Annotated in this window: 26 protein-coding genes; 23 read left to right on the top strand and 3 right to left on the bottom strand. The window is 69.9% G+C overall.

Features of this window, described 5'->3' with window-relative positions; all coding sequences use genetic code 11:
• Nucleotides 1-7 precede the first annotated feature (7 nt).
• From AWC02_RS05900 to aroQ, 3 genes are read left to right on the top strand one after another with little or no spacing between them, the layout of a single operon-like run.
• A complete protein-coding gene (locus AWC02_RS05900) occupies nucleotides 8-613 on the top strand; it encodes a shikimate kinase (RefSeq protein WP_109560888.1) in 606 nt (201 codons plus the stop codon).
• 5 nt (nucleotides 614-618) lie between these two features.
• A complete protein-coding gene (gene aroB, locus AWC02_RS05895) occupies nucleotides 619-1,716 on the top strand; it encodes a 3-dehydroquinate synthase (protein ID WP_085127868.1) in 1,098 nt (365 codons plus the stop codon).
• A complete protein-coding gene (gene aroQ / locus AWC02_RS05890; protein WP_085127838.1) occupies nucleotides 1,713-2,177 on the top strand; it encodes a type II 3-dehydroquinate dehydratase in 465 nt (154 codons plus the stop codon). Before aroB ends, aroQ begins: the two co-directional genes overlap by 4 nt.
• Here aroQ and AWC02_RS05885 read toward each other — a convergent pair.
• Nucleotides 2,123-2,848 (bottom strand): B-4DMT family transporter, encoded by a 726-nt coding sequence (locus AWC02_RS05885; protein WP_109560887.1) that lies wholly within the window; start codon nucleotides 2,846-2,848, stop codon nucleotides 2,123-2,125. The genes aroQ and AWC02_RS05885 overlap by 55 nt on opposite strands.
• A gap of 33 nt (nucleotides 2,849-2,881) precedes the next feature.
• Between AWC02_RS05885 and AWC02_RS05880 the strand changes: the two genes are divergently transcribed.
• From AWC02_RS05880 to AWC02_RS05850, 7 genes are all read left to right on the top strand, one after another.
• Entirely contained in the window at nucleotides 2,882-4,003 is a 1,122-nt protein-coding gene (locus AWC02_RS05880) for an aminopeptidase P family protein (protein ID WP_085127837.1), read from the top strand.
• A 13-nt stretch (nucleotides 4,004-4,016) separates the two neighbouring features.
• Complete coding sequence (gene efp, locus AWC02_RS05875; RefSeq protein ID WP_085127836.1) at nucleotides 4,017-4,580, top strand: elongation factor P; 564 nt, start codon at nucleotides 4,017-4,019, stop codon at nucleotides 4,578-4,580.
• Between the two features lie 2 nt (nucleotides 4,581-4,582).
• A complete protein-coding gene (nusB, locus tag AWC02_RS05870; protein WP_085127835.1) occupies nucleotides 4,583-5,119 on the top strand; it encodes a transcription antitermination factor NusB in 537 nt (178 codons plus the stop codon).
• Nucleotides 5,120-5,193: 74 nt separating this feature from the next.
• On the top strand, nucleotides 5,194-7,935 hold the full coding sequence (locus AWC02_RS05865) for an aminotransferase class I/II-fold pyridoxal phosphate-dependent enzyme (RefSeq protein WP_085127834.1): 2,742 nt from the start codon (nucleotides 5,194-5,196) through the stop codon (nucleotides 7,933-7,935).
• An 81-nt stretch (nucleotides 7,936-8,016) separates the two neighbouring features.
• A complete protein-coding gene (locus AWC02_RS05860; RefSeq protein WP_085127833.1) occupies nucleotides 8,017-8,586 on the top strand; it encodes a TetR/AcrR family transcriptional regulator in 570 nt (189 codons plus the stop codon).
• 33 nt (nucleotides 8,587-8,619) lie between these two features.
• Nucleotides 8,620-9,780, top strand: coding sequence for an acyl-CoA dehydrogenase family protein (locus AWC02_RS05855; RefSeq protein WP_085127832.1), 1,161 nt, complete (start codon nucleotides 8,620-8,622; stop codon nucleotides 9,778-9,780).
• A 2-nt stretch (nucleotides 9,781-9,782) separates the two neighbouring features.
• Nucleotides 9,783-10,421: an FMN-dependent NADH-azoreductase gene (locus AWC02_RS05850; RefSeq protein ID WP_085127831.1), complete on the top strand. Its 639-nt coding sequence runs from the start codon at nucleotides 9,783-9,785 to the stop codon at nucleotides 10,419-10,421.
• Nucleotides 10,422-10,428: 7 nt separating this feature from the next.
• On the opposite strand, the gene AWC02_RS05845 is transcribed toward AWC02_RS05850, so the two are convergent.
• Both AWC02_RS05845 and AWC02_RS05840 read right to left on the bottom strand, forming a co-directional pair.
• Entirely contained in the window at nucleotides 10,429-11,631 is a 1,203-nt protein-coding gene (locus AWC02_RS05845) for a serine hydrolase domain-containing protein (RefSeq protein WP_085127830.1), read from the bottom strand.
• A 37-nt stretch (nucleotides 11,632-11,668) separates the two neighbouring features.
• A complete protein-coding gene (locus tag AWC02_RS05840; RefSeq protein WP_085127829.1) occupies nucleotides 11,669-11,932 on the bottom strand; it encodes a DUF7199 family protein in 264 nt (87 codons plus the stop codon).
• Between the two features lie 206 nt (nucleotides 11,933-12,138).
• Here AWC02_RS05840 and pyrR point away from each other — a divergent pair, with 206 nt between their 5' ends.
• From pyrR to AWC02_RS05775, 13 genes are all read left to right on the top strand, one after another.
• Nucleotides 12,139-12,711 (top strand): bifunctional pyr operon transcriptional regulator/uracil phosphoribosyltransferase PyrR, encoded by a 573-nt coding sequence (gene pyrR / locus AWC02_RS05835; protein ID WP_085127828.1) that lies wholly within the window; start codon nucleotides 12,139-12,141, stop codon nucleotides 12,709-12,711.
• Nucleotides 12,708-13,703 (top strand): aspartate carbamoyltransferase catalytic subunit, encoded by a 996-nt coding sequence (locus AWC02_RS05830; RefSeq protein ID WP_085127827.1) that lies wholly within the window; start codon nucleotides 12,708-12,710, stop codon nucleotides 13,701-13,703. Before pyrR ends, AWC02_RS05830 begins: the two co-directional genes overlap by 4 nt.
• Complete coding sequence (locus AWC02_RS05825) at nucleotides 13,700-14,992, top strand: dihydroorotase (RefSeq protein WP_085127826.1); 1,293 nt, start codon at nucleotides 13,700-13,702, stop codon at nucleotides 14,990-14,992. The genes AWC02_RS05830 and AWC02_RS05825 overlap by 4 nt, the downstream gene beginning before the upstream one ends.
• Nucleotides 14,989-15,507 carry a PH-like domain-containing protein gene (locus AWC02_RS05820; protein WP_085127825.1) on the top strand — a complete coding sequence of 173 codons (519 nt, stop codon included), beginning with the start codon at nucleotides 14,989-14,991 and terminating at the stop codon, nucleotides 15,505-15,507. Before AWC02_RS05825 ends, AWC02_RS05820 begins: the two co-directional genes overlap by 4 nt.
• 78 nt (nucleotides 15,508-15,585) lie before the next feature.
• Entirely contained in the window at nucleotides 15,586-16,710 is a 1,125-nt protein-coding gene (gene carA, locus AWC02_RS05815) for a glutamine-hydrolyzing carbamoyl-phosphate synthase small subunit (RefSeq protein WP_085127867.1), read from the top strand.
• Nucleotides 16,710-20,051, top strand: coding sequence for a carbamoyl-phosphate synthase large subunit (gene carB / locus AWC02_RS05810; RefSeq protein ID WP_085127824.1), 3,342 nt, complete (start codon nucleotides 16,710-16,712; stop codon nucleotides 20,049-20,051). Before carA ends, carB begins: the two co-directional genes overlap by 1 nt.
• Nucleotides 20,051-20,893: an orotidine-5'-phosphate decarboxylase gene (pyrF, locus tag AWC02_RS05805; protein WP_085127823.1), complete on the top strand. Its 843-nt coding sequence runs from the start codon at nucleotides 20,051-20,053 to the stop codon at nucleotides 20,891-20,893. The genes carB and pyrF overlap by 1 nt, the downstream gene beginning before the upstream one ends.
• A 462-nt stretch (nucleotides 20,894-21,355) precedes the next feature.
• Nucleotides 21,356-21,673: an integration host factor, actinobacterial type gene (mihF, locus tag AWC02_RS05800; protein ID WP_003932123.1), complete on the top strand. Its 318-nt coding sequence runs from the start codon at nucleotides 21,356-21,358 to the stop codon at nucleotides 21,671-21,673.
• 7 nt (nucleotides 21,674-21,680) lie between these two features.
• Nucleotides 21,681-22,283: a guanylate kinase gene (gene gmk / locus AWC02_RS05795; RefSeq protein ID WP_085127822.1), complete on the top strand. Its 603-nt coding sequence runs from the start codon at nucleotides 21,681-21,683 to the stop codon at nucleotides 22,281-22,283.
• A gap of 68 nt (nucleotides 22,284-22,351) precedes the next feature.
• Nucleotides 22,352-22,672, top strand: coding sequence for a DNA-directed RNA polymerase subunit omega (gene rpoZ, locus AWC02_RS05790; RefSeq protein ID WP_085127821.1), 321 nt, complete (start codon nucleotides 22,352-22,354; stop codon nucleotides 22,670-22,672).
• Nucleotides 22,673-22,700: 28 nt separating this feature from the next.
• Complete coding sequence (gene coaBC / locus AWC02_RS05785; protein WP_085127866.1) at nucleotides 22,701-23,948, top strand: bifunctional phosphopantothenoylcysteine decarboxylase/phosphopantothenate--cysteine ligase CoaBC; 1,248 nt, start codon at nucleotides 22,701-22,703, stop codon at nucleotides 23,946-23,948.
• Between the two features lie 94 nt (nucleotides 23,949-24,042).
• The gene (hpnE, locus tag AWC02_RS05780; RefSeq protein ID WP_085127820.1) at nucleotides 24,043-25,407 is read left to right on the top strand and encodes a hydroxysqualene dehydroxylase HpnE; all 1,365 of its coding nucleotides are present in this window, start codon (nucleotides 24,043-24,045) and stop codon (nucleotides 25,405-25,407) included.
• Nucleotides 25,404-26,006 carry a TetR/AcrR family transcriptional regulator gene (locus tag AWC02_RS05775; protein ID WP_085127819.1) on the top strand — a complete coding sequence of 201 codons (603 nt, stop codon included), beginning with the start codon at nucleotides 25,404-25,406 and terminating at the stop codon, nucleotides 26,004-26,006. Before hpnE ends, AWC02_RS05775 begins: the two co-directional genes overlap by 4 nt.
• Nucleotides 26,007-26,184: the final 178 nt, after the last annotated feature.

The raw sequence follows: 26,184 nt of genomic DNA, 5'->3' as shown, positions 1-26,184 counted from the left end.
GGCAGCGGTGACGCCCAGAGCGGTTCTGGTGGGGTTGCCCGGGGCGGGCAAGTCCACCATCGGACGGCGCCTGGCCAAGGCCCTCGATGTGGAGTTCCTCGACACCGATGCCGCCATCGAAGCCCGCACCGGGCGGACCATCGCCGACATCTTCGCCACCGACGGCGAGCCGGAGTTCCGCCGTATCGAAGAAGAGGTGATCCGGGAGGCGCTGGCCGAGCACCCCGGTGTGCTGTCACTCGGCGGGGGAGCCGTGACCACCCCCGGAGTGCGTGACGCATTGGCCGGACATCCGGTGGTCTTCCTGGAGATCAGCGCCGCCGAAGGCATCCGGCGCACCGGGGGCAGCACGGTTCGGCCGCTGCTCGCCGGTCCCGGCCGGGCGGAGAAGTACCGAGAACTGATGTCGCAGCGGGTGCCGCTGTACCGGCGGCTCGCGACGATCCGGGTCAACACCAACCGGCGCAACCCCGGTGCAGTGGTGCGCTATATCGTGTCTCGGCTGGAGGCCGGCGCGACCACCGGCCGAACGACCCCGCCGCCGGCGGCACCCACCGGGGCGCCGCCCACCCCCGCCACCCTGGCCGCCCGACAGACCGGAGGACGCAAGTGACCGACATACCCGAGCCCGTCACCGTGACGGTGGCGACCAACCCGCCGTACCCGGTGGTGATCGGCAAAGGCCTGCTCGGTGATCTCGCCGAGCTGCTCGCCGGGCGAAACAAGGTCGCGATCCTGCACCAGCCGACGCTGGAGGCGACCGCGGAGGGCATCCGAACCTACCTCGCCGACAAGGGGATCGAGGCGCACCGCATCGAGATTCCCGACGCCGAGGACGGTAAGTCCCTGCAGGTGCTCGGATTCATCTGGGACGTGCTGGGGCGCATCGGCCTGGACCGCCGCGACGCACTGGTCAGTCTGGGCGGCGGCGCGGCGACCGATGTCGCGGGATTCGCCGCGGCGACCTGGTTGCGCGGCATTTCGATCGTGCATGTGCCCACCACGTTGCTGGCGATGGTGGACGCCGCGGTGGGCGGCAAGACCGGCATCAACACCGAAGCGGGCAAGAACCTGGTCGGGGCTTTTCACCAGCCCGCCGCGGTGGTCGTCGACCTGGCCACGCTGGAGACGTTGCCGAAGCGCGAGATCGTCGCGGGCATGCCGGAGATCGTCAAGGCCGGCTTCATCGCCGACCCGGTGATCCTGGACCTGATCGAGGCCGATCCCGCCGCGGCGATGGATCCGGCGGGCGAGGTGCTCGGTGAGCTGATCCGGCGGGCGATCACCGTCAAGGCCGAGGTGGTCGCAGCCGACGAGAAAGAGTCGGACCTACGCGAAATCCTCAACTACGGGCACACGTTGGCGCACGCCATCGAAGCCTTGGAGCACTACCAATGGCGCCACGGCGACGCGGTGTCGGTCGGGCTGGTGTTCGCCGCCGAACTGGCCCGCATCACCGGGCGCCTGGACGACGCGACCGCCGATCGGCATCGTTCGATCCTGCTGTCGCTGGGACTGCCGGTCAGCTACTACGAGGACGCGCTGCCGGCCCTGCTGGAATACATGATGGGGGACAAGAAGACTCGAGCCGGTGTGCTGCGGTTCGTGGTACTCGACGGACTGGCCAAGCCGGGCCGGCTGGAAGGCCCGGACCCGATGCTGCTGGCCGCCGCCTACGACGAGGTGGGGCGGCGATTCCGATTGGAGCGACGATGAGCCGAATCAACGTCATCAACGGCCCCAACCTGCAGCGGCTGGGCCGGCGTGAGCCGGAGGTGTACGGCAGCACCAGCTATGCGGACCTGCAGGCGCTGATCGAACGCGAAGCGGCCGAGCTCGGGGTCGAGGTGGTGGTGCGCCAGAGCGACAGCGAGGCCGAGCTGCTGGACTGGGTGCACGCCGCGGCCGACGCCGCCGAACCGGTGATCCTCAATGCCGGCGGACTGACGCACACCTCGGTGGCGCTGCGCGATGCCTGCGCCGAGCTGCGCGCCCCGCTCATCGAACTGCACATCTCCAACGTGCATGCGCGCGAAGACTTTCGGCGGCACTCCTACCTGAGCCCGGTCGCCGACGGGGTGATCGTCGGGCTCGGGGTGCGCGGGTATCTGCTGGCGTTGCGCTACTTGGCGGAGTCGTCGGCCGCCGAGTCGTCGGCCGCCGAGTCGTCGGACTGAGCCGCGACGGCGCCGTCGTCCTTGATCACCGGGAACTCGGTGGTGGCCTCGGCATCGGCGTCGGCCGGGAACTCCTCGGTGGTGAAGCCCGCTGAGGGGCCGGCCAGTGTCGCCTCGGGCGCGGTGTCAGCCGATACGGCGCCGGTCTCCTCGGCAGCGACAACCGGAGCCCCGACGGTGGCGAACACGTCGGTCGGCTGGCTCTGCGCCTCAGCGGCGGCCGGGATGGGGCGGCGCTCCGGGTGCTTCTCGTACTCCTTGTCGATGGCACGACGCCCGAGCGCAACGCCGGCCACCGCAACCACGAACACCAGCAGTGCGGTGAAGGCCGCGAAGCTGGTCAGCTCGTTGAAGAACGAGCTGATGTAGAGCCCCTTGTGGAACTGGCCGATAACCCACGAGACGAATCCACTGAGCAGCCCGGCCACCAGTCCGGCGCCCAGCCAGGTCATCGCGAGGTCGCTGCGCCGGTCCGGGTCGGCTTCGGCCTTGGCGTCCTCGCGGCCGTCGGAACGACCCCAGACGAACACGGCGATCGCGAACAAGATCATCAGCACCAGGCTGATCAGACCCGCCTGCGCTTCGAAGGCATTGATCAGCACCCCCTGGATGAGGCGGACCACGACCATCACCGCGGCGAAGACCAGTCCACGCCGAAACCACTTGCTCATGGGGCCACAGCGTAGCGAGTACCGTCACACCGCGTGACACATTCCTCCCGCAGGGCGAGTCTCAGTGCCGCAATCGCAGCCCTGGACCTGGACGCGATGCTGGTCACCGACCTGATCAACGTGCGCTATCTGTCCGGATTCACCGGCTCGGCCGGTGCGCTGCTGGTCTACGCCGATGATCGGGCACCGGTCCTGGCCACCGACGGCCGCTACCGGACCCAGGCCGCCCGGCAGGCACCCGACCTGCACGTCGCCATCGAACGCAGCGGCGCGCGCCACCTGATCGGCGAAGCCGCGGCGGCCGGCGCCCGCCGGGTCGGCTTCGAGGCGCACGTGGTGACCGTGGACCAATTCGACGCCCTGGCGGCGGCATTGCCGGCGCCAGCCACCGAAAAGCCCGTCGAGCTGGTCCGGGCCTCGAACACGGTGGAGGCGTTGCGGGAGGTCAAGGACGCCGGGGAAGTGGCCCTGCTGCGACTCGCCTGCGAGGCCGCCGACGCGGCCCTGACAGATCTGGTGGAGCGCGGCGGCCTGCGTCCGGAGCGTTCGGAGCGCCACGTCGCCCGTGAACTGGAAGCCCTGATGCTCGACCACGGTGCCGACGCGCCGTCGTTCGAGACGATCGTGGCGGCGGGTCCGCATTCGGCGATCCCGCATCACCGGCCCACCGACGCGGTGCTGGCTGCCGGCGACTTCGTCAAGATCGACTTCGGGGCGCTGGTGGCCGGCTACCACTCGGACATGACCCGCACTTTCGTGCTGGGGCCGCCCGCCGATTGGCAACGGGAGATCTATGCGGTGGTCGAGGCCGCGCAGCGGGCCGGCCGGGAGGCCCTGCGCCCGGGTGCGCCACTGCGCGAGGTGGACGCGGCCGCGCGGACGGTGATCGCCGAAGCCGGCTATGCCGAGACCTTCGGGCACGGCCTCGGGCACGGGGTGGGGCTGCGAATTCACGAAGCGCCCGGAATCAATGCGACGGCCGACGGTACACTGCTTGCCGGTGCTGTGGTGACCGTAGAGCCCGGCGTCTATCTGGCCGATCGTGGCGGCGTCCGCATCGAGGACACGCTGGTGGTAGGCGGTGGACCTTCAGCGCCCGCCGGGACACCCCCGGACCTGCTGACTCGGTTCCCCAAGGAACTGACCATCCTCTAGGAGACATAAAGCCGTGGCTTCAACTGCTGATTTCAAAAACGGGCTGGTACTGGTGATCGACGGCCAGCTCTGGCAGATCACCGAGTTCCAGCACGTCAAGCCGGGCAAGGGCCCGGCCTTCGTCCGCACCAAGCTCAAGAACGTGGTGTCGGGCAAGGTGGTCGACAAGACCTACAACGCGGGCGTGAAGGTGGAGACCGCCACCGTCGACCGCCGCGATGCCACCTACCTGTACCGCGACGGCAACGACTTCGTGTTCATGGACAGCGAAGACTACGAGCAGCACCCGCTGCCGGAGTCGCTGGTCGGTGACTCGGCCAACTACCTGCTGGAGAGCATGCTGGTGCAGATCGCCTTCCACAACGGGGTGCCGCTGTACCTGGAGCTGCCGGTCAGCGTCGAGTTGGTGGTCACCCACACCGAGCCCGGCCTGCAGGGAGACCGGTCCAGCGCGGGCACCAAGCCGGCCACCGTGGAGACCGGCGCCCAGATCAACGTGCCGCTGTTCATCAACACAGGAGACAAGCTGAAGATCGACACCCGCGACGGCAGCTATCTGGGACGGGTCAACTCCTGACCATGCCCGCTGGCAAGCCGGTAAAGGGCCGGCACCAGGCCCGCAAGCGCGCGGTCGATCTGCTCTTCGAGGCCGAGGCCCGGGGCCTGACCCCGGCCGAGGGCGCCGAGTTGCGGTCGAAGCTGGCCACTGAGCAGCCCGACGTCTCCCCGCTGCACCCCTACACCGTGCTGGTGGCGCGCGGGGTGACCGAGCACAGCGCGCACATCGACGACCTGATCACCTCGCACCTGCAGGGCTGGAAGCTCGAGCGGCTGCCCGCCGTGGACCGCGCGATCCTGCGGGTGGCGATCTGGGAGCTGCTGCACGCCGACGACGTGCCCGAGCCGGTGGCCGTGGACGAGGCGGTGAAGCTGGCCAAGGAGCTGTCCACCGACGACTCGCCGGGCTTCGTCAACGGCGTGCTCGGTCAGGTGATGCTGGTGACGCCGCAACTGCGGGCGGCGTCGCTGGCGGTCCGCGGGGCCACCGCGCCCGAGCCGGCCGAAGCGCAGGCGCACGAAGCTGAGCCCGCCGCGGAGTCCGACCCGCAGGACTGAAGCTGCGTCACCGGCGGACGTGGACGTCGGGCGAAAGCGCCCAGCAGCGGCCGTGGCGCAGGCACACTGGCCCTATGGTCGAGGGCTGGGACGCACCGAATCGGAGACTGCGGGTATCGGCGCTGGCGGCGGTGGCCAACCCGTCGTATTCGCGGGTCGACACCTGGAACCTGCTCGACGACGCCTGCCGGCAACTGGCCGAGGCCAACCGGGCCGGCCTGGACACCGCCCACCATGCCGCGCGGGTCAAGCGCCTGCTCGACCGGCTCGGCGCCTACGAGCGGTACTGGCTGTTTCCGGGCGCGGCGAACCTGGCCGTCTTCCGCGATCACTTGGCGTCGCTGGCGACGGTGTCGCTGACCGAGCGGGTGTCGCTGGTGGTGCGGCTGCTGTCGGACTACGGCGACCGGGCGGCGCTGTTCGATCTCGGCCTGCCGCTCTCCGAGCAGGAACTGGTGGCCCAAGCCCGCCAGCAGCAGTTCTACACGGTGCTGCTGGCCGACGACTCGCCCCCGGATGCGCCGGAGAGCCTGGCCGACAACCTGCGCCGGCTGCGCAACCCCGATGACGACGTACAGATCGAACTGCTGGTGGTGTCCAGCGTCGAAGACGCCGTCACCGCGGTAGCGCTCAACGGCGAGATCCAGGCCGCCATCGTGCGCCACGACCTGCCGTTGCGGTCGCGCGACCGCGTGCCGCTGATGACCACGCTGCTCGGCGCACAGGACGACGCGGTCGGCGCCGGGGGCGGCCGCGACGCCATCGAATGCGGTGAGTGGATGCGCCTGCTGCGCCCGCACATCGACCTGTACCTGCTGACCGACGAGTCGATCGCCGCCGACACCGAAGACGAGCCGGACGTCTACGATCGCAGCTTCTATCGGCTCAACGATGTCACCGACCTGCACAGCACGGTGCTTGCCGGTATCCGAAAGCGCTACGCCACACCGTTTTTCGATGCCCTACGTGCCTACGCGGCCGAGCCGGTCGGCCAGTTCCACGCGCTTCCGGTGGCGCGTGGCGCCAGCATCTTCAACTCGCGCACGCTGCAGGACATGGGAGAGTTCTACGGCCGCAACATCTTTATGGCCGAGACCTCCTCGACCTCCGGCGGCCTCGACTCGTTGCTCGACCCGCACGGCACTATCCGGGTGGCGATGAACAAGGCCGCCAAGACCTGGAACGCCGACCACACCTACTTCGTCACCAACGGGACCTCGACGGCCAACAAGATCGTGGTGCAGGCGCTGACCCGGCCCGGTGACATCGTCCTGATCGACCGGAACTGCCACAAGTCGCACCACTACGGGCTGGTGCTGGCCGGCGCCTACCCGCTGTACCTGGACGCCTATCCGCTGGCGCCGTTCGCGATCTACGGGGCGGTGGCGCTGCGCACCATCAAACGCGCCTTGCTCGACCTGGAGGCCGCCGGCCAGCTGCATCGCGTCCGGATGCTGCTGCTGACCAATTGCACCTTCGACGGCGTCGTCTACAACCCGCGCAGGGTGATGGAAGAGATCCTGGCGATCAAGCCCGACATCTGCTTCCTGTGGGACGAGGCGTGGTACGCGTTCGCCACCGCGGTGCCGTGGGCTCGCCAGCGCACCGCGATGGTGGCCGCCGAAGGGCTGGAGGCCACCCTGGGCTCGGCCCACTACGCCCGGGAGTATCAGGCGTGGCACGACCGCATGGAAGGCATCGACCGCGACCAGTGGAGCGAGCATCGACTGCTGCCGCACCCGTCGGCGCGGGTGCGGGTGTATGCGACCCATTCGACGCACAAATCGCTGTCGGCACTGCGCCAGGCGTCGATGATCCATATCCGCGACCAGGACTTCAACGCACTGGCCCGGGAATCGTTCGCCGAGGCGTTTTTGACCCACACCTCGACCTCGCCCAACCAGCAACTGCTCGCATCCCTGGACCTGGCCCGCCGCCAGGTGGATATCGAGGGCTTCGACATGGTGCGGCGGGTGTACGACATGGCGCTGGTGTTTCGCCACCGGGTCCGCAAGGACCGGCTGATCGGCAAGTGGTTCCACATCCTCGACGAGAGCGACCTGGTTCCCGATCGATTCCGGGAGTCCGCGGTCAGCTCCTACCGGGAGGTGCGCCAGGGGGCGCTGGGGTCGTGGAACGAGGCCTGGCGGTCCGACGAGTTCGTCCTCGACCCGACGCGGGTGACGCTGTACGTCGGCAAGACCGGGATGACCGGCTATGACTTCCGCGAGAAGGTCCTGATGCAGCGGTTCGGCATTCAGATCAACAAGACGTCGATCAACTCGGTGTTGTTGATCTTCACCATCGGGGTCACCTGGTCGAGCGTGCACTATCTGCTCGACGCGCTGCGGCGGGTCGCGGGCGAACTCGATCGAGCCTGGACCACCGCCGGCGCCGACGACCGTGCCCTGCAGCGTCGGCGGGTCACCGAGATCACCGAGGACCTGCCGCCGCTGCCGGACTTCAGCGCGTTTGCCCCGGCCTTTCGCCCCGGGGGCACCAGCAGCCCGATCGGCGACATGCGCGCGGCGTTCTACGACGGCTACGAGGAGGCCGACCGCGAGCATGTGCTGCTCGGGGATGCCGGTCGCCGGGTCGCGGACGGCAAGACGCTGGTGTCGACCACCTTCGTCGTGCCGTACCCGCCCGGCTTCCCGGTGCTGGTTCCCGGTCAGGTGATCTCCAAGGAGATCCTGTACTTCCTGGCCGAGCTCGACGTCAAGGAGATCCACGGCTACAACCCCGAACTGGGACTGGCGGTGTTCACCCAGGACGCCTTGGACCGCTACACCCGGGCCGTCCAGGCGGGTGCTTAGTACGGCCGTTCCGGCCGCAGGGCAGCGGCGTCGCACGGGCAGCCGCGCCGGAGGCGCCTGCGGTCACTACGCTGACTCGGCATGGCCACGACCGACGGTGCGCGCGGCGGCAATCGGCTGTCCGCGCAGGACTGGGTGCAGGCCGGGTTCCGGATTTTGGCCGAGGACGGCGTCAAGGCGCTGACCATCGACCGGCTGTGCCGGCGGCTCGGGGTCACCAAGGGCAGCTTTTACTGGCACTTCGCCGACATGAAGTCCTACCGGCAGGCGATGGTGGACACCTGGGCGGCGGTGCGCGACGAAGACCGCGGCGACTTCGATGCGCTCTCGTCGCTGCCGCCGCGCGAGCGCCTGTCGCACATGATGACCGCGCTGGTGAGCCCCGGCCACTGGATCCTCGAACGCGCGATGCGGGAATGGGCGCGTTCGGAGGAGGCCGTCGCCTCGGCGGTGGCCGCCTCGGACCGTCGGGTGCTGCACGCGGTCCGGCAGGTGTTCCTCGATGAGGGCTTCGCGCCCGAGGAGGCCGATATGCGGGCCAACGCCACCTTCGCCGCCGGTATCGGCTTTCTGCACCTGTCCGGTTCGGCGCCGAGCCCGCGCGCGGCGGGCCGCCGGGAGAAGTTCCTGGATGTGATGCTGCGGCACTGACGACCATACCAAAAGGTATGGTACGGTCCGGGCATGACGACCACGACCGCACCCGAGTTGACCGACGAATTCGTCGCGCGCCTGGCGCAGCGCGCCGCGGCAGCCGAAGAACTGCGCCGGTTGCCGGACGAGACCGTCGAGGACTTCCGCAACTCGGGGCTTGCCGGTCTGCTCCTGCCGGCGCGCTACGGCGGCCGGCAGGCCGAGTTCCCCGAGATCCTGGACCCGATTCGGCGCATGGCCCACGGTTGCGCGTCGAGCGCCTGGACGCTCGGGTTCTACATGCTGCACAACTGGATGCTGGCGCTCTTCGGCGAGCAGGCCCAGGACGAGGTGTTCGCCGGCGGGCCGGTGCTGTGCCCGGCGCCGCTGGCGCCGACCGGCCGCGGGGTGCCCGACGGCGACGGCATCCGGCTTTCCGGGCGGTGGTCGTGGGCCACCGGGGTGATGGAATGCGACTGGATCATGGTGGGGGCGATCTGCGGCCCCGACGACGCCCCTTACCCGGCGCTGGTGTTGTTGCCCGCCAACGACATCCGGGTCGAGGACGTCTGGCACACCGCGGGCATGCGGGCCACCGGCTCCAACGACGTGCTGATCGACGATGTGTTCGTCCCTGCGCACCGGCTGGTCAAGGTCGTCGACATCTACTCCGGCACCGCCCCGGGCGCCGACCTGCACGACGCGTCGGCGTATCGATGGCCGATGGTGCCGGCGCTGGCGCTGGCCGCGGCGATGCCCGCCCTCGGGTCGGCCGAATGGGTCACGGACCTGTTCGCCGAGCGTTTGACACAACGCGTGCTCGCCTATTCCGGTGCCGCGCAGAAGAACCAGCCGGCCGCCCAGATCCGCCTCGGCGACGCCCGGGTTCGGCTGCGCGCCCTGCGCGGGCTGCTCGAGGACACCGTCGGCCGGATTCAGGACGCCGTGGACGCCCGGGAGCGGATCAGCCGCTCCGCGCGTGCCGACGCGCGCGCGGCCGCCGCCCACATCGTCCACGAATCCCGGGCCGTGATCGCCGATCTGCTCGAAGCCTCCGGGGCCAGCGCGCAGTTCGTGACCAACCCGATGCAGCGCGCCAAACGCGACGTCGACGTCATCTGCGGCCACGTGGTGTTCGACTATGACGTGGCGCGTGAGCTGGCCGGCGCGCTCGAGGCGGGCGTGAAGATCTCGCCGATCTCGATGATCTGACGATGAAGACGCTGTGGGTGCGGGCAAGCCCCAAAGAAGAACATTCGCTGTCCTCGGCGCTGGCCGAGGCCTTCCTGCAGGCCGCACCCAGCGCCGCGGTCGGCGACGTCGAGCGGTTCTCGGTGTGGAGCGAGGAGATGCTGGTGTTCGGGCGGGAGGCCGCGTTCGCCAAGTTCGCCCCCCTCTACGGCGAACGCCGGACGCCGGAGCAGAAGCAGATCTGGTCGCAGGTGCTGGCCGAGATCGACCGGGTTCGCCAGTTCGACCGGCTGGTGATCTCCTCGCCGATGTGGAATTGGCATGTGCCGCACGCCCTCAAGGCATGGATCGACATCATCGTGCAGCCCATGGCCAGCTTCACCGTCAACGAGCGCGGCGAGCACGTGGGGACGCTGGGCGCCGGCAAGCCGGTTCAACTCATCTTGACCCGCTCCAGCGCCTACGACGGCAACCGGGCCGACCTGCAGGACTTTCAGCGGCCCTACCTGGAGTACGTGTTCACCATGCTCGGCTACACCGTCGAGACACTGGTGGTCGAGCCGACGACGCGGTGGACCGCCGAGGAGCGCGCCCAGATGCGCGAAACCGCCCTGGAAACGGCCCGCCGTGCCGGCGCCGGGCTTGCCGGCGGCGCTGGTTGAGCCGGCTTCACAAGCCCAGCGCCGCGTAGGTCCTGCGGACGAATTTCGGCTGCGCAACCCGCAGTTTGGCGACCGACGTGTTGCCGGCGATGGCGGACGCCGCATCCGGGGCCAACGTCGGCGAGTTCTGGATCAGGTAGATCAGGATCAGATCGGCGGACGGATCGGCCTGCCACCAGGTGCCGTAGGCGCCCGGCCAGCCGAACGCCCCCGCGCCGCCGGGTCCGAACAGCGGCTGCGACTTCGCCGGGTCGGAGACCACCGACAGGTTCAGCCCGAACCCGCGGCCGACCCAGAACGGCGCACCCAGAAACGAGTGTCGCTTCTGCTCGGGGGTGAGTCGGTCGGCGCGCATCGCCTGCGCCGATTTCGCCGACAGCACCCGGGTGCCGTCGAACACGCCGTCGGCCAACAGCATCCGGGCGAACGCCAGGTAGTCGTCGGCGGTGGACATCAAACCGCCGCCGGCGTTGGGAAAAGCCGGCATGCGGATGGGCATCGGCCCCATCGCGTCGTCGCGCAGCACATCGCCGTCCAGGCGGTACATGGTGGCGCCGCGGCCGCGCGCCTGCGGCGTCACGCAGAAACCGGTGTCGGTCATGCCCAGCGGTCCCAGAATCCGCTCCTCGAGCACCTGCGGCAGCGGCTTGCCCTCGATGCGTGACAGCAGCACGCCCAGCACGTCGGTGCCGTGCCCGTAGGTCACCCGTTCGCCGGGCTGATCCACCAGGGGCAGCGCGGCCAGCGCCGCCAGCCAGGCCTCCGGGCCGCGGCCGAAGGGCAACCGCTGGTACTCCCGTGCGATGGGTCCGGGCACCGAGAAGCCGTAGCCGATGCCGCAGCGGTGCGTCATCAGATCTTCGACGGTGAGCGCCCGACGCGCCGCGGTGGTCGCCTCGAGCGAACCGGAAGGGTCAGTCAGCACCCGCGGCGCGGAATACTCCGGCAGCCAGTGGGCGATGGGGTCGGTGAGCGCCAGTCGGCCCTCGTCCACCAGGGTCATCACGGCGGCGACGGTGACCGGCTTGGTCATGGAGGCGATCCGGAAGACGGTGTCGCGGGTCATCGGCAGTCCGGCCCGGACGTCGCGATACCCGATCTCGTTGACCTGCAGCACCGAGCCGCGCTGCCAGACGAGGGTCACCACACCGGCGAGCAGGCCGGTGTCGCACGCTTCGCGCAGGGATGCCTGGTTCGGATCGAGATTCACCCGGTCAGGTTAGCGGCGTAGCCGGCCGCAGTTTGCGTCACCAGCCGTGGCGCTCCCGGTCGATGTCCTCCTGGCGACGCTCCCAGGTGTCCTCGGTGCTCGCGGCGCCTCCGCCGGTATCGCAGGTCGCAGCCTCGCCCCGTAGGACGTGCCAGCGGGAGTCGGCGTCCACGTTTCCGTTGGCGTGTTGGACGACGTGCTGCCTGCCTCGGTGCACACAAGGCACAGCCTCGGCCTGCGGGGCCGGAGACAGAGCCAGCCCCCCGGCGGTCAGCACCAGGGCGGTGATTGCTCTAACCATCAGATGGTCCTCTCGGTCTCGGTGCAGACCAGTTTCAGGCCGGGTGCTGTTTCGATCATGGTTGTGTTCTGCCTCGGTGGTGTGCGGTTACGTTCAAAGCGGCCGGGCTGTTACCCTCGGAACCCGAGATTGCGGAGACGTAGTCTCGACAAAGCCCCTTTAATGATCCGTCCTGCGAGGCGGAGAAGGAGGTCCTGCGGTTTCGCATGGGCGCTGCCGGTAATTCCAGCACCGACCGGGAATTGATGTCCTCGGCGGATGTGGGTCGCACCATTTCTCGTATCGCACATCAGATCATCGAGAAGACCGCTCTCGACGACCCCGACAGGCCCGATGCCCCGCGGGTGGTGCTGTTGGGCATTCCCACCCGTGGCGTGATCCTGGCCCAGCGGCTGGCCGGGAAGATCAACGAGTTCTGCGGGGTAGAGGTCGGCTACGGCGCGCTGGACATCACCTTGTACCGCGACGACCTGATGCGACAGCCCCCGCGGGCACTGGAGCCCACCTCGATCCCGGCGGGCGGCATCGACGACGCCTGCGTGATTCTGGTCGATGACGTGCTGTTCGCCGGCCGCTCGGTGCGGGCCGCGCTGGACGCGCTGCGCGACGTGGGGCGCCCCCGCCTCGTGCAGTTGGCCGTGCTGGTGGACCGGGGGCACCGCGAACTGCCGGTGCGCGCCGACTACGTGGGCAAGAACGTGCCGACCGCGCGCGGCGAAAGCGTGCATGTGCTGCTGGCCGAACACGACGGCCGCGACCAGGTGGTGATCAGCCGATGAGTGCCCGGCACCTGCTGGCCGCCGCCGACCTGAGCCGCGACGAGGCCACCGCCATCCTCGACGACGCGGACCGCTTCGCCCAGGCGCTTGTCGGCCGCGAAGTCAAGAAGCTGCCCACCCTGCGCGGGCGCACCGTGATCACCATGTTCTACGAGAACTCCACCCGGACCCGGGTCTCCTTCGAGGTGGCCGGCAAGTGGATGAGCGCCGACGTGATCAACGTCTCGGCGTCGGGATCCTCGGTCAACAAGGGGGAGTCGCTGCGCGACACCGCGTTGACGTTGCGGGCAGCCGGTGCCGACGCGCTGATCATCCGCCACCCGTCCTCGGGGGCGGCGCACCTGCTCTCGGAGTGGACCGCCGGCGCCCCGGGCACCGGTGAGACCGGCCCCGCTGTGATCAACGCCGGTGACGGCACCCACGAGCATCCCACCCAGGCGTTGCTGGATGCGCTGACCCTGCGGCAGCGCCTCGGCACAATCGACGGACGCCGCATCGTCATCGTCGGTGACATCGTGCACAGCCGGGTGGCCCGTTCCAACGTGCGCCTGCTGTCCACCCTGGGCGCCGAGGTGGTGTTGGTGGCGCCGCCCACGCTGCTGCCGGTGGGGGTGGCCGACTGGCCGGTGACGGTCAGTCACGACCTGGACGCGGAGCTGCCCGCCGCCGACGCGGTACTGATGCTGCGGGTGCAGGCCGAGCGGATGACCGGCGGATTCTTCCCCTCGGCTCGGGAGTACTCGGTGCGCTACGGATTGAGCGAGAAGCGCCGCGCGCTGCTCGCCGACCACGCCGCGGTCCTGCACCCCGGCCCGATGCTGCGCGGCATGGAGATCTCCTCCTCGGTGGCGGACTCCTCGCAATCGGCGGTGCTGCAACAGGTGTCCAACGGGGTACATGTGCGGATGGCGGTGTTGTTCCACCTGTTGGTGGGTAACGAGACGGTGGGGCCCGCAGTGCAAGCCGGCTCGGCAGGGGAGGGGGCGCCGTGAGCGTGCTGATCCGCGGAGTGCGGTGTTACGGCGAAGGCGACCAGGTGGACGTCTTGGTGCAGGGCGGCCAGATCGCCGCGATCGGTGCGGGTCTGCCGGCGCCGGACGACTGCGAGGTCATCGATGCGCCGGGGCAGGTGTTGCTGCCCGGTTTCGTCGACTTGCACACCCACCTGCGCGAACCGGGCCGCGAGTACGCCGAAGACATTGAAACCGGCTCGGCGGCAGCGGCTCTGGGTGGTTACACCGCGGTGTTCGCGATGGCCAACACCGATCCCGTCGCCGATTCGCCGGTGGTCACCGACCACGTCTGGCAGCGCGGACAACAGGTCGGCCTGGTCGATGTGCATCCGGTGGGTGCGGTCACCGTCGGCCTCGGCGGCACGCAGCTGACCGAGATGGGCATGATGGCCGCCGGCGTCGCGGGGGTGCGGATGTTCTCCGACGACGGGCTCTGCGTAGCCGACCCGTTGGTGATGCGCCGCGCGCTGGAGTACGCGACCGGCCTGGGGGTGCTGATCGCCCAGCACGCCGAGGAGCCGCGGCTGACCGTCGGCTCGGTCGCCCACGAGGGGCCCAACGCCGCACGGCTGGGGCTGGCCGGCTGGCCGCGTGTCGCCGAGGAGTCGATCGTGGCCCGGGACGCCTTGTTGGCCCGCGACGCCGGTGCCCGCCTGCACATCTGCCACGCTTCCACGGCCGGCACGGTCGAGCTGCTCAAATGGGCTAAGGCGCAGGGCATCTCGGTGACCGCCGAGGTCACCCCCCATCATCTGATGCTTGACGACAGCCGGCTGGCCGACTACGACGGCCGCAACCGGGTCAACCCGCCGCTGCGGGAGGCATCGGATGCTCTCGCGCTGCGGCAGGCGCTGGCCGACGGTGTCATCGACTGCGTGGCCACCGACCACGCGCCGCACGCCGAACACGAGAAGAACTGTGAGTTCGCGGTGGCCCGGCCCGGCATGCTGGGCCTGCAGACCGCCCTGTCGGTGGTGGTGGCCACGATGGTGCAGACCGGCCTGATGACCTGGCGCGACGTCGCCCGGGTGATGAGCGAGCGGCCGGCGCAGATCGTCGGTCTGCCCGATCAGGGCCGCCCCCTGGAAGTGGGCGAGCCGGCCAACCTCACGGTGGTCGATCCCGACAGCACCTGGGTGGTCGCCGGCGCAGCGCTGGCCAGCCGCTCGGCCAACACTCCTTATGAGGAGATGGCCCTGCCCGCGACCGTCACCGCCACCTTGCTGCGCGGCCGGATCACCGCCCGGGACGGGAAGAGCCCGGCATGAACACCCCCACGTTGATCGGTTCGCTGGTCTTCGCATTTGTGCTGGTGGTGCTGATCGGCGTGGTGATCCGGCTGATGATGCGCGGTTGGCGTCACCGCGGCCAGCTGCAGGACGCCTTGATCGGCACGCTGCCGTCGGTGCCCGACACGGTGGGTTCGCCCACCGTGGAGGCCACGCGCGGGCAGTACCTGGGCTGCACCCTGGCCCCGAAGTGGAACGACCGGGTGGTGGCCGGCGACCTCGGCTACCGCACCAAGGCGGTGCTGACCCGCTACCCCGAGGGGATCATGGTGCAGCGCAGCGGTGCCCGGCCCATCTGGATCCCCCAGGACGCGGTGATCGCGGTGCGGACCGAGCGCGGCATCGCCGGGCGCGCCATACCGGCGTTGCCCCACCGGCCTGACGACGGCGTGCTGGCGATCCGCTGGCGGCTGCCGTCGGGCACCGAGATCGACACCGGATTCCGCGCGGACGACCGCGCCGAACACCGCCGCTGGACAGAAGAAGACGAGTGATGCGTGCGCCGCTGAGATGGGGGCACCCCCGGCTGGGAGCCGGCGACGGGGACGTAGTGATGAACAGGAGTGGCGCAATTGGCTAACGCGCGTGCGGTGCTGGTTCTCGAGGACGGACGGACCTTCACCGGCATACCGTTCGGGGCCGTCGGACAGACCCTGGGCGAGGCGGTGTTCTCCACCGGGATGTCGGGGTACCAGGAGACGCTGACCGACCCCAGCTACCACCGGCAGATCGTGGTGGCCACCGCGCCGCAGATCGGCAACACCGGCTGGAACCACGAGGACGGCGAGAGCCGCGACGACAAGATCTGGGTGGCGGGCTACGTGGTGCGCGATCCGTCGCCGCGGGCGTCGAACTGGCGGGCCACCGGCACGCTGGAAGACGAGCTGGAACGCCAGGGCATCGTCGGTATCGCCGGCGTGGACACCCGCACCGTGGTGCGCCACCTGCGCAATTTCGGCTCCATGAAGGCCGGGGTGTTCTCCGGCGACGCGCTGGCATCGCCGGATGACCTGGTGAACCGGGTTCGCGAGCAGCCGTCGATGCTGGGCGCCGATCTGGCCGCGCAGGTCAGCACGGACGCGCCCTACGTGGTGCAACCCGACGGCGAGTGCCGATTCACCATCGCCGCGATCGATCTGGGCATCAAGACCAATACGCCGCGCAACTTCTCCCGACGGGGAATCCGCACCCATGTGCTTCCGTCGTCGGTGGACTTCGCGCAGATCGCCGAGCTGCGGCCCGACGGCGTCTTTCTGTCCAACGGGCCGGGGGATCCGGCCACCGCGCAGGCAGCGGTGGCGTTGACCCGTGAGGTGCTCGGAGCCGGAATCCCGCTCTTCGGAATCTGTTTCGGCAACCAGATCCTGGGCCGGGCGCTGGGGCTCAACACCTACAAGATGACGTTCGGGCATCGCGGCATCAATATCCCGGTGATGGACCATGCCACCGGCCGGGTGGCGGTGACCGCGCAGAATCACGGATTCGCCCTGGAGGGCGAAGCGGGCCAGCGCTTCGACACCGAGTTCGGGCCGGCGGTGGTCAGCCACACCTGCGCCAACGACGGCGTCGTGGAAGGCGTCAAGCTCGTCGACGGGCGGGCCTTCTCGGTGCAGTACCACCCCGAGGCCGCCGCCGGACCGCACGACGCGGAGTACCTGTTCGACCAGTTCGTCGACCTGATGGCAGGGGAGAAGTAATGCCGCGCCGTACCGATCTGCAGCACGTTCTGGTGATCGGCTCCGGGCCGATCGTGATCGGCCAGGCCTGCGAGTTCGACTACTCCGGGACCCAGGCCTGCCGGGTGCTCAAGGCCGAGGGCCTGCAGGTGAGCCTGGTCAACTCCAATCCGGCCACCATCATGACCGACCCCGAGTACGCCGACAACACCTACGTCGAGCCCATCACCTGGGAGTTCGTCGAGAAGGTGCTCGCCCAGCAGGCCGAGCGCGGCAACAAGGTCGATGCGCTGCTGGCCACGCTGGGCGGGCAGACCGCCCTGAACACCGCGGTGGCTCTGCACGAGCACGGGGTGCTGGAGCGCTACGGCGTCGAGTTGATCGGCGCCGACTTCGAGGCGATCCAGCGCGGGGAGGACCGTCAGCAGTTCAAGGACATCGTCGCCAAGGTCGGTGGCGAGTCGGCCCGTTCCCGGGTCTGCTACACCATGGCCGAGGTCGAGGAGACCGTCGCCGAACTCGGGCTGCCCGTCGTCGTCCGGCCCTCCTTCACCATGGGCGGTCTGGGATCGGGCCTGGCGGCCAGCCTCGACGAGGTGGCCCGGATGGCCGGCGACGGCCTGGCCGCCTCCCCGACGGCCAACGTGCTGATCGAAGAGTCCATCTACGGGTGGAAGGAGTTCGAGCTCGAGCTGATGCGCGACGGCAACGACAACGTCGTCGTGGTCTGCTCTATCGAGAACGTCGACCCGATGGGCGTGCACACCGGAGACTCGGTGACGGTCGCACCGGCGATGACCCTGACCGACCGCGAATACCAGCGCATGCGCGATCTGGGCATCGCCATCCTGCGCGAAGTCGGCGTGGACACCGGTGGCTGCAACATCCAGTTCGCGGTCAACCCCCAAGACGGCCGGCTCATCGTGATCGAGATGAACCCACGGGTGTCGCGGTCGAGCGCGCTGGCCTCGAAGGCGACCGGTTTCCCGATCGCCAAGATCGCCGCCAAGCTCGCGATCGGCTACACCCTCGACGAGATCGTCAACGACATCACCAAGGAGACCCCGGCCTGTTTCGAGCCGGCGCTGGACTATGTCGTGGTCAAGGCGCCGCGGTTTGCGTTCGAGAAGTTCCCGGGCGCCGATCCGCGGCTGACCACCACCATGAAATCGGTCGGCGAGGCGATGTCGCTGGGACGCAACTTCATCGAGTCGCTGGGCAAGGTGATGCGGTCGCTGGAGTCCGACCGTGCCGGATTCTGGACCAAACCCGACCCCGAGGGCGGCGCCGACGACGCGCTGGCGCGCCTGCGGGTCCCCACCGAGGGCCGGCTCTACGACATCGAGCTGGCGCTGCGCCTGGGAGCGTCGGTGGAACAGGTCGCCGAGGCCTCCGGGGTGGACCCCTGGTTCGTCGAACAGATCAACGGTCTGGTCGCGCTGCGCGCCGAGGTGGTCGACACCCCGGTGCTCGACGCCGACCTGCTGCGCCGCTGTAAATACAACGGTCTGTCCGATCACCAGATCGCGGTGTTGCGCCCGGAACTGGCCGGCGAGGACGGGGTGCGGCTGCTGCGGTCCCGACTGGGCATCCACCCGGTGTTCAAGACGGTCGACACCTGCGCCGCGGAGTTCGATTCCAAGACGCCGTATCACTACAGCACTTTCGAGCTCGACCCTGCCGCCGAGACCGAGGTGGCGCCGCAGAACCAACGGCCCAAGGTGCTGATCCTGGGATCCGGTCCCAACCGGATCGGCCAGGGGATCGAGTTCGACTACAGCTGCGTGCACGCCGCGATCACCTTGAGCCAGGCCGGGTTCGAGACCGTGATGATCAACTGCAACCCCGAGACGGTGTCCACCGACTACGACACCGCCGACCGGCTGTACTTCGAGCCGCTGACCTTCGAGGACGTACTCGAGGTCTACTACGCCGAGCAGCTGTCCGGTCAGGGCGGCCCGGGGGTGGTCGGCGTGATCGTGCAGCTGGGCGGGCAGACCCCGCTGCGGCTGGCCCAGCGGCTGGCCGACGCCGGGGTTCCCATCGTCGGAACCAGCCCGGAGGCCATCGATCTGGCCGAGGACCGCGGCGCCTTCGGCGACGTGCTGACGTCGGCCGGTCTGCCGGCGCCGCGGTACGGCACCGCGACCACCTTCGAGCAGGCCCGCAGGATTGCCGCCGACATCGGCTATCCCGTCCTGGTGCGCCCCTCCTATGTGCTCGGTGGACGGGGCATGGAGATCGTCTACGACGAGGAGACCCTGCGCGGCTACATCACCCGCGCCACCCAGCTGTCCCCGGAGCACCCGGTGCTGGTCGATCGCTTCTTGGAAGACGCCATCGAGATCGACGTGGACGCGCTGTGCGACGGCACCGAGGTCTACATCGGCGGCATCATGGAACACATCGAGGAAGCCGGAATCCACTCCGGCGACTCGGCCTGCGCGCTACCACCGGTGACACTGGGGCGCAGCGACATCGAGAAGGTGCGGCGCGCGACGGAGGCCATTGCGCACGGCGTCGGCGTGGTGGGGCTGCTCAACGTGCAGTTCGCGCTCAAAGACGACGTGCTCTATGTCTTGGAGGCCAACCCGCGGGCCAGTCGCACCGTCCCGTTCGTGTCCAAGGCGACCGCGGTGCCGCTGGCCAAGGCCTGCTCCCGAGTGATGCTGGGCGCCACCATCGCCGGGCTGCGGTCCGAAGGACTGCTGCCGGCGACCGGGGACGGGGCCACCGTCGGCCCGGACGCCCCGATCGCGGTCAAGGAGGCCGTGCTGCCGTTCCACCGCTTCCGCCGCGCGGACGGCTCGGGCATCGACTCCCTGCTCGGTCCGGAGATGAAATCCACCGGCGAGGTGATGGGCATCGACCGCGACTTCGGCACCGCGTTCGCCAAGAGTCAGACCGCGGCCTACGGTTCGTTGCCGGCCCAGGGCACGGTTTTCGTCTCGGTGGCCAACCACGACAAGCGATCCCTGGTCTTTCCGGTCAAGCGTCTCGCCGACCTGGGCTTTCGGGTCCTGGCTACCGAGGGGACCGCGGAAATGCTGCGTCGCAACGGTATTCCCTGTGATGTGGTGCGCAAGAACTTCGAGGAGCCCAGCCCGTCGCGTCCGGCCCTGTCCGCTGTGGACGCCATCCGGGCCGGTGAGGTGGACCTGGTGATCAACACCCCGTACGGAAATTCCGGCCCGCGGGTGGACGGCTACGAGATCCGCGCGGCGGCGGTCAGCGTGAACATCCCGTGCATCACCACCGTGCAGGGTGCGGCCGCGGCGGTGCAGGGCATCGAGGCCGGCATCCGGGGCGATATCGGGGTGCGTTCGCTGCAGGAGCTGCACAGCACGCTCGGCGGGCACTAGTGGCGGCGGGGTCCGGGGGATTCGGGGCGCGGCTGGCCGCGGCGACGGCGCAACGCGGACCGCTGTGCCTGGGCATCGACCCGCACCCCGAACTGCTGGCCGCGTGGGGCCTGCCCGCCTCGCCGGAGGGCCTGGAGGCGTTCAGCCAGACCTGCGTGAGCGCCTTCGCCGGTTTTGCCGTCGTCAAGCCGCAGGTGGCCTTCTTCGAGGCGTACGGCTCGGCCGGATTCGCCGTGCTCGAACGCACCATGGCGGCGCTGCGCGAGGCCGGTGTGCTGGTGCTGGCCGACGCCAAGCGCGGTGACATCGGTACCACGATGGCCGCCTACGCGGCCGCCTGGGCGGGGGAGTCGCCGTTGGCCGCCGATGCGGTGACGGCCTCGCCGTACCTGGGCTTCGGCTCGTTGCGGCCGCTGCTGGAGACCGCCGCCGAGCACCGGCGCGGGGTATTCGTGCTGGCGGCCACCTCCAACCCGGAGGGGGCGAGTGTGCAGCGCGCCCAGGGCGCCGACGGGCGCACCGTGGCGCAGGCGATCGTCGACGCGGCCGCGGAGGCGAACAGGGCGCAGGGTGCGGCCACCCTGGGCTCGATCGGGGTCGTGGTGGGCGCCACGCTGCCCGAGGTGCCCGATCTGAGTGCCCTGGGCGGGCCGGTGCTGGTTCCGGGCGTCGGGGCCCAGGGTGGCCGTCCTGAGGCGCTTGCGGGGCTGGGAGGGGCCGCCCCGGGCACCCTGTTGCCGGCGGTGTCGCGCGAGGTGCTGCGCGCCGGGCCCGACGTCGGGCAGCTGCGCGCCGCGGCCGAGCGGCTGCGCGACGCCGTGGCGTACCTGGCGGCCGGCTGACGCGACCGCGGGGCGGCCGGGCCGGGGCGGGCCCTGGGCCGGTGGCGCCCGCGCCGCGGGGGCAACTACGGGGCGTAGTTGGACCCGCTGCGACACGCGCGACACGCCGTGCGGCACCAATTCGATGACGCCCGGGTTCGGCAGGTCCGCCCGGCGCCCCGCGCAGGTGTGTGCAGCCCACCGCGACGGCCTCCCCGAGCCTATGGGAAACCCCAGCTAGAGGCCCTTTTTGCGGTCCGGTTTCGGGGCCCGTCAGCAGTCGGCGGCCGGTCGGTGAGGCCGCTGCCGAGGACGGGACGAGGGTCGGGTTCAGCCGCCATACGCTGCGCATTTGTAGCCGTAATCGGGGGGTGGGGTTAGATTTCGTCAGACGGCGTGGGTACGGTCGTCGTCTCTGGCCGGAGTACCTGGCCGGGACAAGGAAAACATCGACGGTGTCGATGATGACGAGACGGAGGAATCGTGGCCCTTCCCCAGTTGACCGACGAGCAGCGCGCCGCTGCGTTGGAGAAGGCGGCGGCCGCACGTCGGGCCCGAGCGGAGCTCAAGGACCGGCTCAAGCGTGGCGGCACCAACCTCAAGCAGGTGCTCAAGGACGCCGAGACCGACGAGGTCCTGGGCAAGATGAAGGTGTCTGCGCTGCTGGAGGCATTGCCGAAGGTCGGCAAGGTCAAGGCGCAGGAGATCATGACCGAGCTGGAGATCGCCCCCACCCGCCGGCTGCGCGGCCTGGGCGACCGGCAGCGCAAGGCGCTGCTGGAGAAGTTCGACTTCTCCTGACCCGGCAGTGAATACCGGTGGAGGGCCGGGCAGCACGCGCGCGGGACGCGTAGTGGTGCTGTCCGGTCCATCCGCGGTCGGTAAGTCGAGCGTGGTCCGGTGCCTGCGCGAGCGGGTACCGGACCTGTTTTTCAGTGTGTCGGCCACTACCCGGGCTCCCCGGCCCGGCGAGGTGGACGGCGTCGATTACCGATTTGTCACGCCGGCGCAGTTCGACCGGCTTATCGAGGAAAACGCGCTGCTGGAATGGGCCGACATCCACGGCGGCCTGCAGCGGTCGGGTACGCCCGCCGCCCCCGTCGCCGAGGCCACCCGCTGTGGCCGGCCCGTGCTGATCGAGGTCGACCTGGCTGGGGCCCGGGCCATCAAAAGGGCCCTGCCGGAGGCTGTGACGGTGTTTTTGGCCCCGCCGGACTGGCAGACGTTGGAGGCCCGGCTGGTGGGCCGCGGCACCGAGTCCGCCGACGTCATGCAACGCCGGCTGGCCACCGCACGCACCGAGTTGGCGGCGCAGGGCGACTTCGACACGGTGGTTGTCAACAGTCGATTGGAAACCGCCTGCTCAGAATTGGTATCCTTGCTGGTGGATTCCGCCCCGGGCGCGGTTTGAGCTACCCGGACGACACCCAGCAGGCGTGACCCGCCCCTTCGCCAACGAGCTTCAGGAGATTTTCTTACGTGAGTACTTCGCAGACCGACTCGGCCGTGGCGACTGACGCCGACACGTTCGACCCGGCGTTGATCGGCGGTTACGACACGCCGCTCGGCATCACCAACCCGCCCATCGACGAGCTGCTCCAGCGTGCGTCGAGCAAGTACGCCCTGGTGATCTACGCCGCTAAGCGGGCGCGGCAGATCAACGACTACTACAACCAGCTCGGCGAGGGCATCCTCGAGTACGTCGGGCCGCTGGTCGAGCCCGGCCTGCAGGAGAAGCCGCTGTCGATCGCGCTGCGCGAGATCCACAGCGACCTGCTCGAATACACCGAAGGCGAGTAGTCCGAGCCGGGCAGGGCGGATCGTGCCGATGGGCCAGAAGCGGGTCGTCGTCGGTGTCTCCGGGGGCATCGCCGCCTACAAGGCGTGCACCGTGGTCCGGCAGCTGACCGAGGCGGGCCACTCCGTACGGGTCGTACCGACGCAGTCCGCGCTGCGGTTCGTCGGGGCGGCCACCTTCGAGGCGCTCTCGGGCCAGCCGGTCCACACCGGGGTCTTCGACGACGTCCCCGGCGTCCCCCATGTCGCCATCGGCCAGCAGGCCGACCTGGTGGTGGTGGCGCCCGCCACCGCGGACCTGCTGGCCCGCGCGGTCGCCGGCCGCGCCGACGACCTGCTGACCGCCACCTTGCTCACCGCCCGTTGTCCGGTGCTGTTCGCCCCGGCCATGCACACCGAGATGTGGCAGCATCCGGCCACCGCCAGCAACGTGTCGACGCTGCGGCAGCGTGGCGCGGTCGTCCTTGAGCCCGCGTCGGGCCGGTTGACCGGCGCCGACACCGGCCCGGGCCGGCTGCCCGAGGCCGAGGAGATCACGACGCTGGCCTCGTTGCTGCTGGAGCGGGCCGACGCGCTGCCCTATGACCTGGCCGGCCAGAGGGTGCTGGTGACCGCCGGCGGCACCCGCGAGCCCATCGACCCGGTCCGGTTCATCGGCAACCGCAGCTCGGGCAAGCAGGGCTACGCCGTGGCCCGGGTGGCAGCCCAGCGCGGCGCCGAGGTCACCTTGATCGCCGCGCACACCGCCGGGCTGATCGATCCGGCCGGCGTTCATGTCGTACACGTCAGCTCCGCCCAGCAGTTGCAGGACGCGGTGGCTAAGCACGCCCCCGAGGCGCACGTGCTGGTGATGGCGGCGGCGGTGGCCGACTTCCGGCCGGCCCGTATGGCCCAGGCCAAGATCAAGAAGGGGCCCGACAGCGCCGGAGAGCCGACCATCGAGCTGGTGCGCAACGACGACGTGCTGGCCGGCGCGGTCCGGGCGCGCGCCGAGGGCCAGTTGCCCCACATGCGGGCCATTGTCGGGTTCGCCGCCGAGACCGGCGACGAGAACGGCGACGTGCTGTTCCACGCCCGCGCCAAGCTGCACCGCAAGGGCTGCGACCTGCTGGTGGTGAACGCGGTCGGGGACGGCCGCGCCTTCGAGGTAGACCACAACGACGGGTGGCTGCTGGCCGCCGACGGCGCCGAGTCCGCGCTGGAGCCGGGGTCCAAAACCCTGATGGCCAGCCGCATCGTGGACGCCGTCGTGGCGTTCCTGGGCGGCCATCGCGAGTGACGCCCGGGGCGGCAGCGCCACCGGCCCAGCGCACAACCATTGATCACCCAGCCCCGGTGGGCTAACTTTCGATTCGTAAGTTATTCGAGAGGAGCTGGGTGTGGACGATCGACGCTATGTGGTGATCGGGGGCGGCCTGGCGGGCCTGGCCTCGGCGGTGTGGCTGGCCGAGGCGGGCAAGAAGGTGACGCTGCTCGAGCGCCGCGGGCGGCTCGGCGGACGCACCCAGGCGATGAGCGTGCCGGGAATCGTCGACCCCGCCGACAACGGTCAGCATGTGATCGCCAGCGGCTATGAGCACCTGTTCCGCTACCTGACCAGCGTCGGCACCCGCTCGATGGTGGAGTTTCCGACCGGCGGCACGCTGCGCTGGCCCGGCGGGGCCAGCACCACCATGGTGACCCGGGGGATCGGTGCGGTGCGGTCGCTGTTCGGGCCGCACCCCGAGGCCAGCCTCGTCGACCGGCTGCGCACCGCCGTGGCGACCGTGCGCCTGGCGGGTGAGGCACTGTTTCAGCCCGCAGACCTGCCCAATCTCAGCACCGACAAGTGGCTTCGGCGGGTCGGGATGCCCGCCCGCGCACGGGAGGCGGTGTGGGACTGGCTGGCGCTGGGGATCGCCGCAGAGCCGGTCGATCGGGGTTCGGCCAAGGTCTTCGCCGACGTGCTCGCCACCGGCATCCGGCTCGGACTGCGCCATCGCCGGGCGGTGACCATCGGCTACCCGACCACCGACCTGGACACGCTCTACATCTCGGGAGCGCTCGACGTTTTCGACCGGCACGGCGTCGAGGTGCGCTATCGGGCCGTGGCCCGCCGGATCGTGGTGGCTGACAACGCGGTGCGCGCCGTCGTGCTGGCGGACGGCACCGAAGTGCCGGCCGATGCGGTGGTGTGCGCGGTGCCCAACTCCAATATCGCCGGGCTGCTCGACGATCTGCCCGAGCACGCCGAGATCTACGCCGCGGCGGAGAAGCTGCACTACACGCCGATCGTGAGCACCAACCTCTACCTGGACCGGCCGCTGGGAACCGAAGCGGCCATGGAGTCGATCATCGGCGGCACCGGTGTCATCGACGAGGTGTTCGACCGCCAGCGGATGCACCGCCGCGAGCCGGACGGCGCCTGGTTGTACTGCCTGACCACCAGCGGCGCCTACGAACAGATCCACCGGTCCAACGAGCAGATCGTGGCCGAGCAGATGGACCTGCTGCGTCGTTACTATCCCGCCGCCGCGGAGGCGAATGTGGTTGCCGCGCAGGTGGTCAAGATGCCCAAAGCCACCTTCTCGCAGGTGGTGGGCACCGACGGGCTGCGCCCGGACCAGCGCACGTCGGTTCCCGGGTTGGTGCTCGCCGGGGATTGGACCCGCGCCGACTGGTCGGCGACCATGGAGAGCGCCGTACAGAGCGCGGCCCGCGCCGTGGACCTGCTGCTCGAGCTGCCGGACCCCAGATGAACGCCCGGCCGCAGCCGCGGCGGCGGATGTCGGCGCAGGCCCGGCGATCGCAACTGCTCGACCACGCCCGTGACATCGTCGCCGCCGAGGGTTTCGCCGCGGTGAGCATCGAACGGGTGGCCCGTGCCGCCGAGGTCACCCGCACCGTGGTGTACCAGAATTTCGGCGACCTGGCCGGGCTGATGTCGGCCCTGCTGGACCGTGAGTCCGGGGTTGCGTTCGCCGGGATGCAAAGTGTGGAGGGCGCGCTGGCCGACGACCCGGACACGCTCGGGCGCGGCATCCTGGCCTATCTGCATGCCGCGCCCACCAGCTGGCGCATCATCCTGAGCCCGCCCGCAGGCGCCCCGCCGCAGTTGCAGGCCCGCACGGAGCTGGGCCGCCGCTATGCCCGCAACCTCGCCGCCGGACGGCTGTCGCGGCTGGTGGGCCGCCCCGTCGATGCCGGCGGTGCGACGGCGCGGCTGTTGCTGTCGTCCCTGGAGGAGCTGGCTCTGCTGCATCTGACCGACCCGCAGGCCTATCCCGACGAACTGGTGCTGCGCTATCTGCGGTCACTGGTGGGCTGGGCGGTGCGGGTGGAGACATCGGCGCCGTGATCGGGCGGCGCGCCAGGCCCGGTGCCCGGCGGCTCAACCCCGAGTGGCGGCGTGCGCGGCGGGCGGTAGAGTGGGCGCTCGCAGGGGCGATTCGTTCAGGTTCTCGCCGTGGGGGATGAGGCACCGGGCTGCCAGGCTGTCCCGAGGACCACATAGCTATATTTGCCCGAGCGAACGT

The organism is Mycolicibacter engbaekii (genome assembly GCF_002101585.1).
GTDB classification, from domain to species: Bacteria; Actinomycetota; Actinomycetes; order Mycobacteriales; family Mycobacteriaceae; genus Mycobacterium; species Mycobacterium engbaekii.
This window is presented reverse-complemented; position numbering and strand designations above follow the sequence as displayed.